The organism is Flavobacterium rakeshii (genome assembly GCF_009741375.1).
GTDB classification, from domain to species: domain Bacteria; phylum Bacteroidota; class Bacteroidia; order Flavobacteriales; family Flavobacteriaceae; genus Flavobacterium; species Flavobacterium rakeshii.
In genome coordinates, this window is sequence record NZ_WOWP01000059.1 from 1 (window position 1) to 17,796 (window position 17,796).

The window sequence follows — 17,796 nt, forward strand, 5'->3', positions numbered from 1 at the left end:
TTCTCACGTTTTCTACTACTCTAATATAGTTTACTTTATTCCTATCAAGATAATCTTTTACTATTTCTACTGCTTTTTCTGGTGATATCATTATTCTAAATTTAAAATTTTATTAATATTTATTTTTTGCCTTTTTAAAGGTATAGTATTTACATTGAAGCCAAATTCATTAAGGTCTTCATACCCATATCTATAACAAACTTCATCAATATATCCTTTAGCATGATGTAACTCTTTCCTGTTTAGGAATTTGCGATAGTACAACATTTTTTCAAAAACAAACTTTTCCTTTTCATATCTACTTATGCTTTTAAACCCCATCATACCTCTAATCTCACAATCCCTTAGATGCATAAGTTCATGCAGAAATTCATAAACAGTTGCATTTTCGCGTAATACTATTCTTTTTTTCACTCCATCAGTAATAAATAAAGCACCTTGACCGGGCTTTAAAACATAGACTTTACCGCTAGGATATACAAACCCGTCCACTTTTACAGAACCTTTTGCAGAACCAATTTGGAACTCTACATTCAGTTTTTTTAAATAGTCGGAAATTTTAGACAAAGAGACCTTATCAATAACCTGCCCTCTGTAACGCCCCCTCACTATGGCCGAGGCACCGTTATACTCTTCAAGGTAATTATCAATATTATCAAGCCTATTCTTCTCTCCTACGCCATTTAAAAGCTCATCTACAAACTTAATGAAATCATCAATTAACTGTTTAGGTTTTTTTAGTTTAGAGACAATAAAGCTTATAAAATCTAAGACTCTTTGAAAAACAGTTTTTGCTGATTTAACTGCTGTTTTTATTATATTACCAACAGCTACAAACGGTGCTTTGAGATGCTCTGCTATTTTTGCCACAGTTACCGTACCGCCGGTAAACAGAATCTCTAAAATAGTTTGAACAATTAAGCCTATTATATAACCTACATAATAGCATACTTCAACAACATCTATATCAATACTAATGCCATTTTGTAAAAACTTTTTGATACTGTTGTATATTTTAACGGGAGCCTTAAGCATTTGTTTAAAGAGTCCCGGATAATCTATATTTACTATAGCACCTATAAAATTCTCTATTATTTCGGATATATACTCTGTATAAAAAAGGAGGTTGTCAGAAATCTTAACTATTTCTGACGTTATAGTAAATATAATTCCTATAATCTGGAAAATACCCTTAACAAAATCTACAATACTATTTACAAAGCCGCAAAGCATAGCATTAAATGCTTTTAATGAAGTTGACAGCATTTGTAGAAAAACATCAATACTTTCTTTAAAATAAGTTTTGATATCTTTTATTTGAACATTAATACTTTCAATTACTTTTCTGATTTTTTTATAAACTTTATCAGGCAGAAATTTCTCTAATAAATCTATACACTTTAATCCGGCTCCTGAAATGTTTTCAATTATTTTAAAAAACGGATTAATAATTTTATTAAAAACGACCGTTGAGTTATTTTTATCCGGGTCATCTAAAAATGCTATAAGTTTATCCGGGATAAAAAAATAACTATCGCTATTCCATCCATCATCTTCAATCCTAAAAACATCAAGTACATCAGGAATTGTTTTATCAAAAAATTCTGCAAGACCATCAAAAATAAATGTACTTACCTTAGCTACACTAGAGATACATTTCATCAAAAAACGTATAACTCCACCCTTGCTTCCATCAAGTTTTTCCTTCAGAAAATCTTTCATATCTCTTGCAGATATACTTACCCCTTTTGATTGTGCAAACCGGGCTATTTCTTTATGAGGCAATCCTTTGACAGAGTTAATCTGACTTCCTGCAAGTATTCTCATAACACTCCCAAAATAATTTGTACTATCATCAATCTCTAAAAAGAGAGCAATTTCTTTAGAACCAACCTGGGTCCTGCTATACTGGTCTAGTAAACGTGCTCCATCCCTGCCTGCATATAATACAACACTCAAACCATCAAAATCCATAAAAAACCTATTGTTTTCTATAACAACCTCATCTAGTATTATGGTTTCAAGATCACTATCTTCCGGATCTACATATATAATTACTCCATCATTATTAATAATTGGTTTTTCATAATACTGATCTCCTATCTGCTTAGTTGTTAAATTGCTAAAATCAACTTCATTCGGAAATTTCGGAAATTTGGATTGGGTTGATTGGTTGTCGCTATCGGGAGGAGGAAACCCTGATTCCGGGTTAAACGAAAAACCATCTGTTTGGTTTTCCGGAAAAGGAATTAAATTAATAAAATCCATAATAAAGCACCTGTCAATTAAAAACAGGCTTATCTTTTTACTGAAATATTATAACAACTTTTTAATTATGGTTTCTTTATACAAACATCTCTAACAGACTTAATCCCATAGTTTTCCTTATAGCTATATAACTATAGTAAAGCTTACAAGCCTTATCTTCTACTAATTATTAACAATTTTTTTTAGTCGAAATTTTGTATAATCATCATATCATTAAACGAAAATTTCTTTTCTTTTTCCCATCAATTCATAGAAGAGAAATTATTATTAAATGATTTAGAGAAAACTTTAGCCTTCACATTTAAATGAAACCATTTACATATCTCATAAACAATTATTTATGGACATGCTAATTATTTTATTACTCAAAAAACACAGCACCCATTAAACAGGGTGCTGTAATAAAAATAATTAGCTTAAAAATCGGTTAATATTTAAAGGCACATATATATCATCTATAGTAAGCTGTACGTTTTGTGCATCATAAACTTTGTATGGATCTCTAACTTCAGTAACAGTTAAGTTTTCTGTTGTAATAGCAAGTTTGATGTTTGCTTTCGTTTCATCCATAGGTACTATATTATCAAAAACAAATAACTGATGCTTAGCACTATCTATAGTGAAACGTAAATTATCCGGTCTTGAATTTTCGGTAAACTGAGTAACCGTAACTCCTGGAACAAGCGAAAGCTGCTGCGCCAAATGTTGATATAGCGGCTCTGAAGATTCCTGCTCGTCCCATCCCTGGTTTTCAACAGTTACAGTTGTATCACCACAATTAAATAACATAGGGAGCTGATAGTTTGATATCACATAGTCTTCAACACCCTGAAAATTGTCAATTCCTTTAATCGTAAATGTTATTTTTTGACCGGGTTGAGTAGTATCTGTATCTCCACTTAAAGCATTTTGCTCCATCACTGTATTTGTGATTTCAAAATTAGAGTCACACGGTATTGCTTCAGGGTTTTCAAAATCATCAATTCCGCTACAGTCGCATGGTAAAGCTTTGTCTACTTTAAGTCCTATACTACCCGCCTGTAGTATGGTAAGATCTGTAGGTACACGGGTAATCCATGCTTTACCTACCGGTTCTGCAGGGATTGTTCTTACCTCGTCTACAACCCCCATATAGTTATCGTCACCAATTACAGGTACCTGTCCGCCATTCCATATAGCACCGGTTTTAATAAAGTGATACACTGCCTCTTCAAAGCCCGGTCGTACTGTTACAATAACGCGTGCCATACCTGCCTGTATAAAACTACGGAATACAGGATCGGAGGTTTCATCAAACTGGTATTTTTGCTTCCAGGAATCTTTTGGCGCCCAGTAATACGGATAAAAGTTATAAGACATGATGTCCCATTCAAAAGCCTGTTCCATAAACTTAGCAAAATTACCGTAAGCTGTAAGGTTAGCGTTTAAGGCAACTTCGTAGTCTGAGAATGAGTTTTGAGCCGAATTACCCATGTTTTTACCATAAGTATTATTTGCTCCGCTGGTTTCATTTAAAAGGTAAGCAATACAGTTTTTCCTTAATACAAGGTTTTCAATATCCCTAAAGAAGCCTGGGTTTGTTTGTTTTGTAGTTACCTCTTTTGCTTTTTCCTGTGCAATTGCATCCTGATATTGTGCTAATGCTTCATTATAGGCATCCATAATTGCTTTAAAGGAAATTTGTTTCCAGGTATTAATATAATCAGTCGTTGGCTGACATTTTACAGAAACTTGCATGTTGAACGACCAGTAACGATCGGCAGAAACTGAGATTGGTAAGCTTTCTACAAAGCCTGTTAATGGTTTATTTATATAAGAAAGTGTAGGTGAATTATTAGTATAAACTGTTCCTCCAACACCAATTCTTACACTTGCATGAGCTTCTGTTTTACCATTTGCCGAAGCTGTCCATGAAACGGTTTCATAACCTTCCGGCAGTTCTATATCATCCTTAAGTCCTACCCCAGATGTTTGATCTTTCGGGTTCGCTAAGTCTTTACCATAGGCAAGCGACTTACCTACAGTTTTATATTGCTGTGGGTATGGTTCCAGTTCAACATTATAAACAGCTGCCCAGTAATTAGCCTTTGCCTCAGTAAGTACTCCGGCACTGCCTATCCTCAAGTCACTATCAGTGAAGGTAACAGGGTTTACAGGCTCTGTTAACAGAGTACCATTGTTAGATTCTGCCTCTTCTTTCATACCAAGAATATGAAGTTTAGCAGGATCTGGTATCATAAACTCAAACATAAGGCGTCTGCCATAGTTAAACACCTGGTTTTTATACAGTTTATCTACCCAACGGTAAACACCTACAACATGCTCGTTACCACGCCTGTTATCAAAACCATGTTTGTTATTTTCTTCATACTCTTCGATAACTTTACGTATACGCTCTTCCTTAACTTTGGCTACAACCCTGTCCAGTGCTCTTTCGGTAACTTCTTTTGCCTGAGTTACTGCTATAGAGTTACTGTTTTCCTGGGAAGAGCTGTTTGCAAAACCAACACCGGCATCTACATAGAAAGAAGTAGCTCCATTTCTATATCCTGAATTTGTGCTACCTGAAACATCTTTACTTTCCTGTATCACTTTTGCTACTTCGCTGTGTAGTTCATAACGATCAGCTGTTGATGTGTCTGTAAGAGTTTCTTTTTCTGTTTCTGAAGAAGTACTTGTAGTATCTTCTGTCCGAACAAGTCTGCGGGTAGATTTTTCCCTGTAGGCACGTGCCATTACATTTTCTATGTGTGACACTTCTCCCTCAACATAACACTGTACTGATTGCTCTACCCTTAAATAATCAGCAATACCAATTTGCCTGAAACCAAAACCTGAAGCTGTAAACGGTTTACTAACCGGTATAGTTTGATTAGATGGTCCATTAGATGACACTAACGTTCCTGAAACTGCTACCTTATCCAATAAACTCTTAATATTGTTAATGTATTTTATATTACCATTATTAAGATGCAGCTCGATATCAAATTTTGGAGGACTAGATACAGAACCTCCTTCAAAGGTAAAATCAAAAAGATTTTCCAACTCTACAGTTACACCATTTCGACTGGTTTTGGGAGATAGCTTTGTTATTGTTTTTACAGGACGCCCATCATAACCATTAATAACAGCCTTTACAACTTCCTCTTTTGGTGCTAAACCTGCCCAAATACTATAAGTAAATGTATAGCCAGAACGGAAACCATATACTTTAAAGTTCCCTTCATCAACACTGGTTTTACCTATTGTTGTATCAATTAAAGTTCCTCCAATACTTAATTTTGGAGGTTTAACTACTAAATTCTCTTTTAAAGTATTTAGTTTTTTACTCAAAAGAGGGTTAAGCTGCTTCTTGAGACCGTCAAAAGTGTCTGAAATTAGTACACTTATTGGAGCGGTTGTAGCTGCAATTGTTGGAGTTCCTGAGTTATCCGGTAGCTCAAAAGCTTCGTCCCCACTTAAGGCTTCCATTAAGCAACCATAGCTACCGTAACTTAGCTTTTGTACTAAAAGAGGAAAATCTATTTCTCTTTCAAAAGAAAATTTAAATTCAGGCAATTTAGGGAAAGGTACCACTTCGGGTTGTTGGCAGGGATCATTAGGATCATAAGCTTCTGATTGTCTAACGCTGCAGCTTTGTGCCTGAGCAGCTTTTAGATCAGCATAATACGTATCCATAGTTGGTGCTATAGTCTCCTCGTAACTTTCTCTTGCTGCCTTGTAAGACTCATCATACCTTCTACGATAATCTGCTTCAATAACATCTAGCTCATTTTTAAATGTTTCTATCTTTTGGGCATCATACTTAGCTTTATTAGCAGCCATTTTTTTAGTCATATGACTATCGGGTGCTTCCTCAATCACATCCGGTCTGTCAGGAACCTCTTCTTCCTTTACAGTATCGTCACTAAATAATACCGCCGGAAGTACTATACGGGCATTAACAAGCTTTTTGTTAAGCTCTTTGTCTGACTCCTTAAATCCAGATACGATATGCTGACCTAAAAGCATTTTCATAACAGCTTCTTTATCATTAAAAGATTTTGCCGTTACTACCTGATAAAATAAATTGTCCCAAAGTTTCTGCTCATCTGCTTCTGTTAAGGCTGTAAGAGCTTTAACTTTTGAAGTAAGTTCATCATCAGCATAAGAACTTTTGTTGCGCACTACCCATTCAGAAAAGTCATAAAGATTTGTTGATAAACCCTTTACATCATTTTCATTAAGAATTGTCGTTAGTTTTGCAGCTGCATTGGCTAATGCCTCTCCTTTAGACTGCCCTTCCGGCCTGTTTAAAACAGTATCAAAAAAGACTCCTGTTTGAAGTTGTTCATCCTGTTGACTGAATTTTACTTTAATATCCTCCGGATCGGGCAACTGAGGATTTCGTAAACTAATAAATTTAAATAAAGTTGAAGCAATTTCATTCTTGCTCATTTGAGAATAAAAAGGCAAATATTAAAGTGAAGTTGTTCTCCCTGTTTAGAGGACAAGAAGTTAATTATAAACTGCGCAGTGTATAAATGATTATTAAATCACAGTGCAAAATTAAGAAAATTATTCGATGTAAGAAAATAATCTTATATCTATTTTTATCTAACTTTGCATTAAGTTTATAATCCTTTATCTATCAAATAATTATACTAAATGAATTTTTAAATTCATTTAGTATAATTATCAAAGCACCAAACATTAGATCCATTACATTTACTAGTGTCATACATTTTGTGTATCCGGGAGCACTATCGAAAATGAATCTTTGCGGTATTGTAGTTATTTACAGAAATCTTATTCAGAGATCTGTCTCCCTGTAACCAAGGCTGTAAAATGTTTTTAAAGAACCCACAGTAAATAGTACCGCTCTACTTAGTACCAAAAACAAAAATCATTACTGAAATACCAGTATAACCCTTTGTTGTTTTGTAGGGATAATGAGGGATTCGAACGTATAACCTAAAACCTGCTTCATTACTATATTTTTTAAAGTTCGTTGGCTGTGCCATAAACTTCTACACTATTTCTAAAATCATCTTAAACCTACTTTTTACGGAGCTAAAATTCTTCTGTACAGATACATATTTTGTACATTAAATTTCAGGTTTTATATACTAACCTGTTAACCTGTCAAGACAATTATAATTTTTCAATATTTGCTTTTATGCGGTCCAATAAGTCATCAAAATCAGGTTGACCATTATAATACAATGAAGCAGTTGCGATATAGCGTTTTCTACAAGCTTCCCTTATTTCAGGATTATTTAAAAGAAAGGCCTCATTTTCTAAAATCGGGATTTCAAGATCAGCTTTTGGAAAGCGCGTTTTCTTATGCTCGAAATATTCAGGTGTGCCGATGAATTCCTGAACCCCTTTATTCGCTAATAAAGAATATACATCATAATATTGTCGCATTAAGTTTGGGCGAACTTCGGCACCGTTTTGCTCCTGCCTATACTTCGTTGCAATCGTTTGTAATTTTTCAACAAAAGTATAACCAGGATGATAACAGGCGATATCAACTGCTCTATTGTCGAGAACAGAAACTTTTGTATTGGCTTCAGCCTTGTCGTATGCCCAAGAACTTATTGAGATTTTTGAATTAGGTGTTACCGTATCAAAGCCAGCTTCCAGCAAAATACCATCTTTTAGACCTTTTACGTAACCTGTTTTCGACTCATAGTATAACCTGATGCCGCCGCTACGATAATAAGACTCGTCATCAAAATCATAGTCCCGCTCAACAGAAATAATACCATCGATTTTAATATTATTTGTAAGCCAATCGTAATATTCTTTCCGGGACTGAACACTTTTGTCTTTAATCTTCTTTGGATTCTCGTCTACTGCTAAATCAGCAGGTGGTTTGATGTGTATATCAATGTCCTCCGAAAATCTGTCTATTATTTTATACGCTTTTGATAATGATGTACCTCCTTTTAATTCAAAATCTAAACCTTGCTTTTGCAGCCCATAAAGCACGTGCATAATCCAGTAATCTTTTTCGATTAGCTGAATCTGAATTCCTGATTCTTTTTCTATAATTTCCAGTAGGCTAACAAAATCAGAATGTTCATGAAGGTACTTCTTAGGCATAGCTTTGATTACATTGTGTGTTTAGCATCGGCAGAAATAGTTTTTTAGCTTTTATACTACCATAGGCTTTTACGTTTTGGCGAAGTTTTTCCATATCTAATGTTCTGATCTTACTTTGAACTTTTGATAAAACCAGTTTAGTGTCTTCAGCAAGCGCATCAAGATTATTAACCAAATCCACAAGTAAAAACTCCTGAGTTACTTCTTTCGGAAAACGGGGTTTTATATGAAAGAAAAACTTTCGACCTCCCAATTCAAGTTCGCCATGTCTTTTCTTATTATAAACAACCCTTTTATTGTAAAGCTGAGTTGTACCAACTCCAAGCCTGTTATAGTCGTTCGGCGATGTGAGGAGAAATTTACTGCCCTTTAGAAAACTGCGAACCAAAACTTTTTCATCAGGGGGGACTATTCCAAAAGCTGATTCTTTTGGGTAATAATACAGACCCTGCGAAAGTTTTTGTAACGTTCCGTCACTTAAAAGTTCGGTAAGATGTCTATCAACCGAATTAGACCATTTTTCAAGATCATTCCGTCTGTATACGTTCCCTCGCCTAAGATGTTTTCTGAGTTCTGTTGACTTTTTCATTGTTTTATTCTTTACATAAAGATAGTGCAAATTACATACCAAATGCAAGAAATTTAAATTTAAAATTCATGCAAAAATACAAAAAATATTCGACATGCTGGCTATATAATTATATCGATAGTTCATAATATAGCTGATAATTTTATACTATTAGGTTTTAAAAGAAGACTTGTAATCACGTTCTCGAACTTTATGCCTCAGATTATGGCAATACTTCAAAATTTATATAATTTGTGTAAAACGCATAAATCATAGTCTTATATTTCTTATCCTTCTTCAGAATCATCATCACGTTTGTTTGAAAATCGAGCATCCCAAAATTTTTCCCACTTCAGCTCGCCGTTCTCATACCATACCATATATTTACGGGTCTTCATTGGGTGCTCATCACTTCTGATACTCTCATTAAGTGCATTTTTAGATCGGTAAAGATCGGCGAACCATACTATTTCTTTATCTTCTGTAACTAACTTGGCTAAAAAATCATCTTTTGGTACTAGCGTTATTTCCTGTTTATCGTAATTTGGCCGACTAAGGATATGATTAATTGCCATAATTTCTTCCTTATCATCCAGAAATATTTGCTGCGACATCTCACTGATGCCAAGCAAATCCCTGACTACTTTGGAAGGTATATATATTTCATCCTCGCCACCTTCAACCGTATTTTTAGTTACGCTGGTCACTGTGTACTGCATGATTTTTTCCTCTCCGTCAGGAGGTAGGTAATATTCTTCTTTATCATAATTTTCGCCAATCCACTTCATCCATACCACATCAGTTGGATTGCTATAGATATCTGTATCGGGTGAACTAACCATCCTGTCGATAGATTCCACAAAGGTACTGCGGTCAGAATGGTTTTTAACGATATCCAGCAAGGCTGGCATCTGCCCCTTTTCAATAAGCACACCACGAATATCTACACTGGAACGGATATAGGCTTTGGAATCATGAACGGTGGTATAATTAAATAGAGCAAGCCATTCTTTATCTGTGCCTTCGGTGCGCAAATCTTTATCGTTGATATGTAACCATCTATTAAAATTAATAACAGGTTCACTTTCCACAGCCACTTTCACTTGCTCGTCCGGTGTTCCTATTTCTAGCATTTCCGGGGCAAGCGATTCTTTAACGATCCAGTTGTCTTCGATATCTGGCATTTCTTCATGAACCGTTATTGCCAAAAATTCTGCAGGGTTATCTACATTTATTATCTGCATATAATCATTTACAAACTGTGAGGTATCTTTATGGGGCAGATAGTCGGCTAAATAACCCTGAATATAATGTACCGCCAGCCAAGTGTATTTTTCCTCTTGGGTAAACAGTTTGCTTTTTGAGCCATGACTAGCTTCAGTAAATCCGTTGCCATTACCTGCGGTTCGGCTAAAGCCTAAAGATTTCATATATGCAATAGCAGCTGAGATCGCCCATTCATAAACCGAAAGGTCTTCGAGACCAAAATGATCAAGGTAAGCTTTTAAAAATTTCTCGCCGTTATTCGCCGGCTTTGTTTTCTTATCCACAGACTGGTATTCCAGAAAATCATCGAATGAGCGTTTGATTACGTACCAGGCCAAGTCATGAACGATGGGATAGATTTCCTCGCCGCCTTTTGCTAAGGCATCGGTGTCAAGCGCAATAAATTGGAAAGATTCCACTTGGCTGGGCCGTGCTAGCAGGGCACGTTCTTCGCTAATTGCCCCTAAATAGAACGCTTTTTCAACCACTGAGCGGAAGCCAGTCCTGACAATGATATCGGGGTGGTCGCCCGGTTGTGCAAAAACATTTGCCAGTGCCCATTCTGCAAGTTCTTTTAATACGCCCTTATCTTTCAATCTGGAGGCTACTCCCAAAGTTATAGCGGCCAAGTCTTCCTGTATCTGTGGATCAGTACATAGAAATAGTTTATCAAGTAATAATTTAAACTCCTTTGGTTGTTTGATAGCCCAGCCTGTCAGCGCGGTTCGAAGGCGCTCCCTGAAGGACTGATCTAAGGAAGCCAGAGCCCAGCCAAATACAAGCGGGTATTCATTATGTAGCGAAAATTCGGGCAAATAAAGATCACCTTCCCCGTTTGGGTCGATCACTCCCTGCAGGTCGTAGCGATAAAATTGCCAGCTTTTATCCTCACCCAGTTCATGAATATCGTGGCGATCCATACCAAGCCAGATTTTGTCGCGGTCAATTGCTGTAGGCTGCTGCATTAATAAAACATGAAGGTATTCTGCACCGAAATAATTGTCTGCCGACGCTGCCGAAGGATAAATGAGTGTCTGGAATACGAAATGACGGCTTTTGTAGTCTTTAAAGTATAAGTTGTCAATATTCACCTTGAATGAGGAGGCTACATCCTTAGGCGCCTTGATCAATGCCATCGCCTGTAATTGCTGAATGATGGCCGGTGATATCCCTTCACTTAAATAATCATTTTGCCCAATTAGGAGGTTGTGTTTATGAAATAGCGTGTTAGTAATCTCTTGTACAATGCGGAGGTTAACCAATTGCTGTTCTGTTTGCTTTCTACTTTCTGGTACAGCACGGAGAAATTCGGGTATAGCTGTTAATTCTTCATTAATAATACCATTTACATACTTCTCAGCCATGATTACTTCCATAATAGATTGATAGGTTAGCGTATAATTTATCTGTTTCTTCTTCATTGCGCCCGTACCAATCGGGATTTCGCTTTTAGTCATAAAAGCATTATTTACCAAAAATTCAATGACTCTTTCCACTTCCTCGTTAGCTAAATAATTCAAAGAACCGGTCTTCAATAAATCAAATAGCTCTGCATGAGATATCGCCGGTTTTGTGTAAAACATCTCAGCAATCACTTCGATGGCTTCCCTCACAGGATTGCGTGCTGAGCCGAGGTTCTTCGTCATTTTGTACTCCTCATCCATCCTGTCAATTTTTTCATTGAGTAGGTCATGTTCGGCAATGAGAATCTGGTCATCTTCAGTTAGTTTTTCCCCTTCATATAGTTTACAGAATAAACGCAATGCATAAAGACTGTCTATACCACGGATCAGTGATCTTGGCTCAACCGTGATGCCAAAATGCTCGAAATACTTATCAACCATTTCCTGAACCGGTATATCACCCTCGAGTGGAATTTCGATTACCTGGAAATTAGGATCTGCTGGCAATTCCTCGTAATTCAGAAAATATGGCCTCGCGGTAAATGCAAAACGTACCCTTGGATACCGACCTGTGAGGACAACGCTTTCTCTTATTCGAGCATACCACTCCAGCCAGTGGTCAGTATCCTCCTCTAAGCCATCGATGCATATTATCACTTTTGTCGACTCATTTTTTAATTCCTCACCAGCTTTGAGAGCTTTAGCAGCTTGGTGGTCGGCCCGGAAGGCAAGCGTTTCGAGGGCAGATAACATTTCGTTCTTGTTCCAGTCGTTAATATCCAGCGCCTTTTGTAATAAAGTCTTCCAATCTCCATTTGGTGCACCTTTAGCTCTGATGATTAGTGCGGGAACCTTTTGATGATTCAAACGAAGATCTACTGTATTGGAAAACGCGTGCGTCTTTCCGGTACCGGAATTGCCAAGGAAAAGTCGGCCAAATTGAGATACTTCATCCTGAATTTTGTCTACTAGGACCACTAAGTCAAGATCGGCGATGCGGTCAAGCATTGCTGATAATCGTTTGGGCAGGCCAATCTGGAGATCACTTGGACGCCATCCCTCCAGCTCTAAAAACAAATCGCTGCTCACAGGCATGGGTTGAACTGAAACAGTGGGTAGCTTGTTATTGCCTTCTTGTATCGCTGTGATTAATGGCAATAAGGCAGATAAGTTATAATCAATATTAGTTTGTATCGCATTCAGTTCCGTTAGAACAGAGTCGCCTTCCTTGAGGGTGTTAGTAAATCGTGAAATAAGGAGAGTTGCATTTTGCAATATCTTAGTGGTTTCCCAGACACGCCCAAGCAACTCCTTGCGGTAATCCTGACTAAATAATATTTGTTGGATATGCTCTTGAATAATACCGGGTCCGTGTAATTCTGGAATATAGCGTTTATCAATCCAGCCAGCTTTTTCCAACTCGAACTGATCCACCAATTGCTTATGGGTCACTACATCACGCTCAAACCAGAATTTATTCATACCTTCATTATCACCCTTTAATAATTCATTTTGCAAATCCTGCTCGAACCACCAGATAAATTTCGTGTTGTTGTAAGACAATTTCATTTTATCGTTAAGCTGATCTACACGCGATTCTTCTGTATTGGCGACTGGAATTTTACCTTTACCTATTTTGGTAGAGTTGAGGGATCGAGGCACACAAATAATATATTCTACAATTTTTTTGCGGAGTTTTAAAGCTGTGTTTACAGATTTTTCTATTTGTGCTATCTGACCATCTTGCATAGCCGTAATGAACCATTTTGCCTGTACTGCAATCAAGTTGCCATTTTTTAGTTCGCCATATGCCTCGATTCCTCCATCGCCACCGGCACCATTAACCACACGGAATTTTTCAAGATCACTTCCGTATTTTCGCCTTAGGTAACGTTCAAATATCTGAGTACAAAAAGTTTCAAATGCATTTTGTGGGCTGTCACTATATGTTTTAAAATTGTTAAAATCCATAATTAGTCAATAAGTAATAAGTTTAGTGGATTAATACTATATATCACATTGTCATTAAATATCTAAAGCCTAACTTTGATTGAAATATTATTCCTATAAATTAAGGAAGTAGTAAGGTTATTTGATATCTATTTCCTAGAAGAATTTTAAAGTATGACTAAATCTATTTCTGCACTTTTAGTAAAATGATATGACATTAGTCTATACTATTGTTAATTAGATCTATGTATGTTTACTAATAAGGAGCTTAAGTTTTATACTCCAGTAATCCCATTAACAAACGTGTCAACGAAATTTAAAATCTTATTTAATATCCTATCACCAACCTCCTTTGATTTAAGGACACTTGGTCTTCCTTCTTTCCTGAGATCTAAAATATCGTTACGAAGCGGTTCACGTTCAGCAAACAGATAATTCTCAATTAGCTTCTCAGTTTTTTCCTCAGAAAGATTTTCATCTTGTATAAGTACTTTTAAAGCTTTTTCCTGTTGTTCATTCCAAAATTTTTCAAATTCTTCAGGAATTGTATCTGTGTCTTCTATGTTGGGGAGGCTCTCCTGAATAAACTTCTCAATTAATTCACGTTTACTCCTTAGTGAAACTTCCGTATTCAATAGGCTGAATATCTCTTCAGTAATATTTTTATCTTTTGAATTTTGTTTTGCTTTAATAAGCAATTGAAGTATGTACGTTACATTTATGGTGTCTCTCCTAATAAGCTCTAACTCAAAATCAATATCATTAAGAATAGAAGTTTTTTCTGAGGTAGGAACAACTGCAATAGTTTCTTTTAAATCTAAATATTTACTTGTATAACCATCAAAAAGCTGTTGTTCGATATCAAGATCATCCCATGTAAATTCTGTATAGTGACTCATCTTTTTATGCAACCGTATCATTGCCCTGAAAGCTAATATAAATTTCAACTTGTCTTCTTCACTGTACAAATCGTCTACACTATCGACTTCCGGAACTAAATCTGTCAATTTCTGAACAGCCTGATTAAATTTTTCCACATAAGTCTCGTAAGGCTCAACAATAATTTCATCGATAGCTTCCTTGTTACTGAATAACGCTATTGCTTCGTCTGTCTTATCTTTTAAGTTACGAAAGCATACTATATTTCCCTGTGTTTTATTTTTGTCTAAAATTCGGTTAGTGCGGCTAAAAGCCTGTATCAGTCCATGATACTGAAGATTCTTGTCAACATACAAGGTATTTAAATTTTTACTATCATAGCCCGTTAAAAACATATTAGCTACTAATAAAATATCCGATTCATGTGTAGGATGTTTAGATTTCTTTGCAACCGCATTATAATAGTTGTAGAATCCTTCTGTATCACGAACATTCTCAGCCATGCCGAACATATTATTAAAATCATGCACATAGCGCTCTAAAAGTTCTCGCCTGTGAGGTGTGTAACCATATTCAGCTTGCGGTTCGGCAGCAATATTATATTGCTTTACTACATTACTTTCAATCTCATCTTCATTTTGGGCGTAACTAAAAATAGTTGTAATTTTCAAATTATGCTCACCCTGTAGCTTTTTACGATTAAATATCTCATAGTAGTGGATAACAGCGTCGATATCTTGGACACACATCATGGCACAAAATTTCCTGCTTTGCGTTTTTTGATTATGATATTGAATAATATAGTCGACAACAGCTTCTTTACGCTGAGGGGATTCGTACACTTCTCTCTCATCAATCTCTTCCACCTTCAGGTCTATAATATGCTCTTTCTGTTTAAATGTCTGGATATATTCCACCGAAAACTTAAGCACGTTTTCATCACGAATAGCATCAGTAATTACATACTTATGAAGACATTTACCAAACAAGCTCGACGTGGTTTTCTCGCCGTTTGCATTTTCTGCCAATATAGGTGTGCCGGTAAAACCAAAAAGCTGGATATTGGTAAAATAGCCAACAATATTATTATGGGTATCGCCGAACTGGGAACGATGGCATTCATCAAAAATAAACACCATGCGCAGGTCTTTTATAGCTTTCATTTTAGAAAAATTCCTTCCCGATATTGCGTTGTTTAGTTTTTGTATCGTGGTAACAATAATCCTAACATTAGGATCATTAAACTTCTGTATAAGGTCATCAGTATTTGTTGCAGAACTTACAGAACCTTTACTAAACTTATCATATTCCTGATTCGTTTGGTAATCCAGGTCTTTTCTATCTACTACAAAAACTACTTTTTTAATGGTAGGGATTTTTGACAAAATTTGGCTGGCCTTGAAACTGGTCAAGGTTTTACCACTTCCTGTAGTATGCCATATGTAACCGTTCTTCTCAATATTATAACCGTTTAATATCTGGTTGTCAGTTACCTTCTTTATAATACTCTCCACCGCATAATACTGGTAGGGGCGCATGACCATTAATCTTTTGTCCGTTTCGTTCAAGACTATGTATTTGCATATCATCTTACTGACATGGCAAGGTTCAAGAAAAGCATCAGTAAATCCGTTCAGTATATTATTTAATGGCTTGTTATTCTCGTTGGTCCAATGAAAAGTTTGCAGATATTCCTGAGGATTGGTTCCGAAATTACTAAAGTACTTGGTATTAACTCCATTACTGATAATGAATAATTGTACAAAATGGAATAACCCTTTCCCTGCACCGAAACTATGTTTTTGATAGCGGTTTATCTGATCAAAAGCTTCTTTCATTTCTAAGCCCACCCGTTTAAGCTCTATCTGTACTAAGGGCAATCCATTTATGAGTAAGGTTACATCATAACGGTTACTGTATTTTCCTTCCTGTTCAATCTGATTGATAACCTGGTATTCATTCTGGCACCAGTGCTCAACATTTAAAAATTCAAAATACAGGTTATCGCCATTATCCCTAATGATATGTTGACGCTCCCTTAATGTTTTAGCTTTTTCAAATACAGAACCCTTACTAAGAATGTTCAATATCTTATCAAATTCAGCGTCACTAAGCGTAATATTATTGTGTTTTTCGAGCTGCGTTTTGAGATTTATAATTAATGATTCTTCATTTGTAATCGAAACGTATTTATATCCCAGCTTTTGCAATTGTGCAATTAGTTTTTCTTCTAAAACCTGTTCGGACTGCTTACTCAAAATGTATATGGATTAGGTTAGGTGTTAATATAGGTTAACAGCAAATTTAACAAATTTCACTAACCAACCTAATCCATGTTCTTTTATTATCTCAAAGTCTTAAACATCTGCTCTATAGCCTTTTTTTTCTGCTCCATATTAGGATGGACATACAGGTTTAAAGTGGTACTAATATTTGAATGCCCTAATAGTACACTAACTGTTTTATAATCACAGTTACTTTCAATACAGCGAGTGGCAAAACTATGCCTAAGCCCATGAAATTTAAGTTCTGGCATATTTAAATCCCTCATCAAATTCTTATAATAGCTTCTGTAAGTACGTGGTTCTGTTGGTTTAACATCATTTGTTAAGACGAAAAATGATGGATTTACTATTTTCTTGAAAGGTTTTAGTATGCGTAATAAATCTTTACTAAGAGGAATTTCGCGGATTGAGTTTTTAGTTTTTGGCGTATCTAATATTAATTCTGTTCGCCGAACGCCATCTTCAACGACATAAATTCTTTGTATTGTACGTCTTACGTTAATAACTCCGCTATCAGTATCTATATCTTCCCAGGTAAGAGCGCATACTTCACCTATACGCATACCGGCACTAAGACAGATGTAAACACCTAAATTCCGAAAAGTAAAGTGTTCCTGTATGTAATTCATTATCTTTTTCTGATCAGCCCGGCTTAAGACTTCCATGCTTTGACTTTCCCGAACGGTAGGGAATTGTATGTCAAACGGGGTATAATTAATCCACTTCTTTTTTGCCCCAAACTTGAGTATCATCCTGAGAACTATAAGAATATCCTTAATGGTCTTTTGGCTCAAACCGGAGTCTAACTTTTGTAGCACAAATGACTGAACATCTGTCTCTTCAATTTCTTTCTTTTGCCCAAAGGCTGGTAATAAATGATTTTCTGTGAGTAGTAAATACGCTGCATAGCTTGATTTTTTTACATACTGTTTTTTATCTGCTTTCCACAGATCAATTAATTCACAAATTTTTTTTTGTTGATTCATTATAGATTAAAATATTATTAAACCCTAAAGAAAGTGATTTCTTAAAGCATTAGAGATCTGTAGGTGTTAAGGTTCCAAATTTGAGATTTCCAGGGTTTGAG

7 protein-coding genes are annotated in these 17,796 nt (G+C 35.8%); all 7 read right to left on the reverse strand.

The genetic code is table 11. The features are described 5' to 3' along the window. Positions 1-90 precede the first annotated feature (90 nt). The 7 genes from GN157_RS15140 to GN157_RS15170 all read right to left on the reverse strand — a co-directional run bounded on the left by GN157_RS15140 (position 91) and on the right by GN157_RS15170 (position 17,695). The gene (locus tag GN157_RS15140) at positions 91-2,268 is read right to left on the reverse strand and encodes a zincin-like metallopeptidase toxin domain-containing protein (RefSeq protein ID WP_157484346.1); all 2,178 of its coding nucleotides are present in this window, start codon (positions 2,266-2,268) and stop codon (positions 91-93) included. 411 nt (positions 2,269-2,679) lie between these two features. Beyond that, positions 2,680-6,705 carry a hypothetical protein gene (locus tag GN157_RS15145; RefSeq protein ID WP_157484347.1) on the reverse strand — a complete coding sequence of 1,342 codons (4,026 nt, stop codon included), beginning with the start codon at positions 6,703-6,705 and terminating at the stop codon, positions 2,680-2,682. A gap of 696 nt (positions 6,706-7,401) precedes the next feature. Next, a complete protein-coding gene (locus GN157_RS15150; protein ID WP_157484348.1) occupies positions 7,402-8,358 on the reverse strand; it encodes a nucleotidyl transferase AbiEii/AbiGii toxin family protein in 957 nt (318 codons plus the stop codon). Continuing rightward, on the reverse strand, positions 8,351-8,947 hold the full coding sequence (locus tag GN157_RS15155) for a hypothetical protein (protein WP_157484349.1): 597 nt from the start codon (positions 8,945-8,947) through the stop codon (positions 8,351-8,353). Before GN157_RS15155 ends, GN157_RS15150 begins: the two co-directional genes overlap by 8 nt. Positions 8,948-9,213: 266 nt before the next feature. Then, positions 9,214-13,566 (reverse strand): NACHT domain-containing protein, encoded by a 4,353-nt coding sequence (locus GN157_RS17880; protein WP_197429475.1) that lies wholly within the window; start codon positions 13,564-13,566, stop codon positions 9,214-9,216. Positions 13,567-13,820: 254 nt separating this feature from the next. Then, positions 13,821-16,682 (reverse strand): type I restriction endonuclease subunit R, encoded by a 2,862-nt coding sequence (locus GN157_RS15165; protein WP_157484350.1) that lies wholly within the window; start codon positions 16,680-16,682, stop codon positions 13,821-13,823. An 86-nt stretch (positions 16,683-16,768) separates the two neighbouring features. Further along, positions 16,769-17,695 carry a tyrosine-type recombinase/integrase gene (locus GN157_RS15170; protein WP_157484351.1) on the reverse strand — a complete coding sequence of 309 codons (927 nt, stop codon included), beginning with the start codon at positions 17,693-17,695 and terminating at the stop codon, positions 16,769-16,771. Positions 17,696-17,796: the final 101 nt, after the last annotated feature.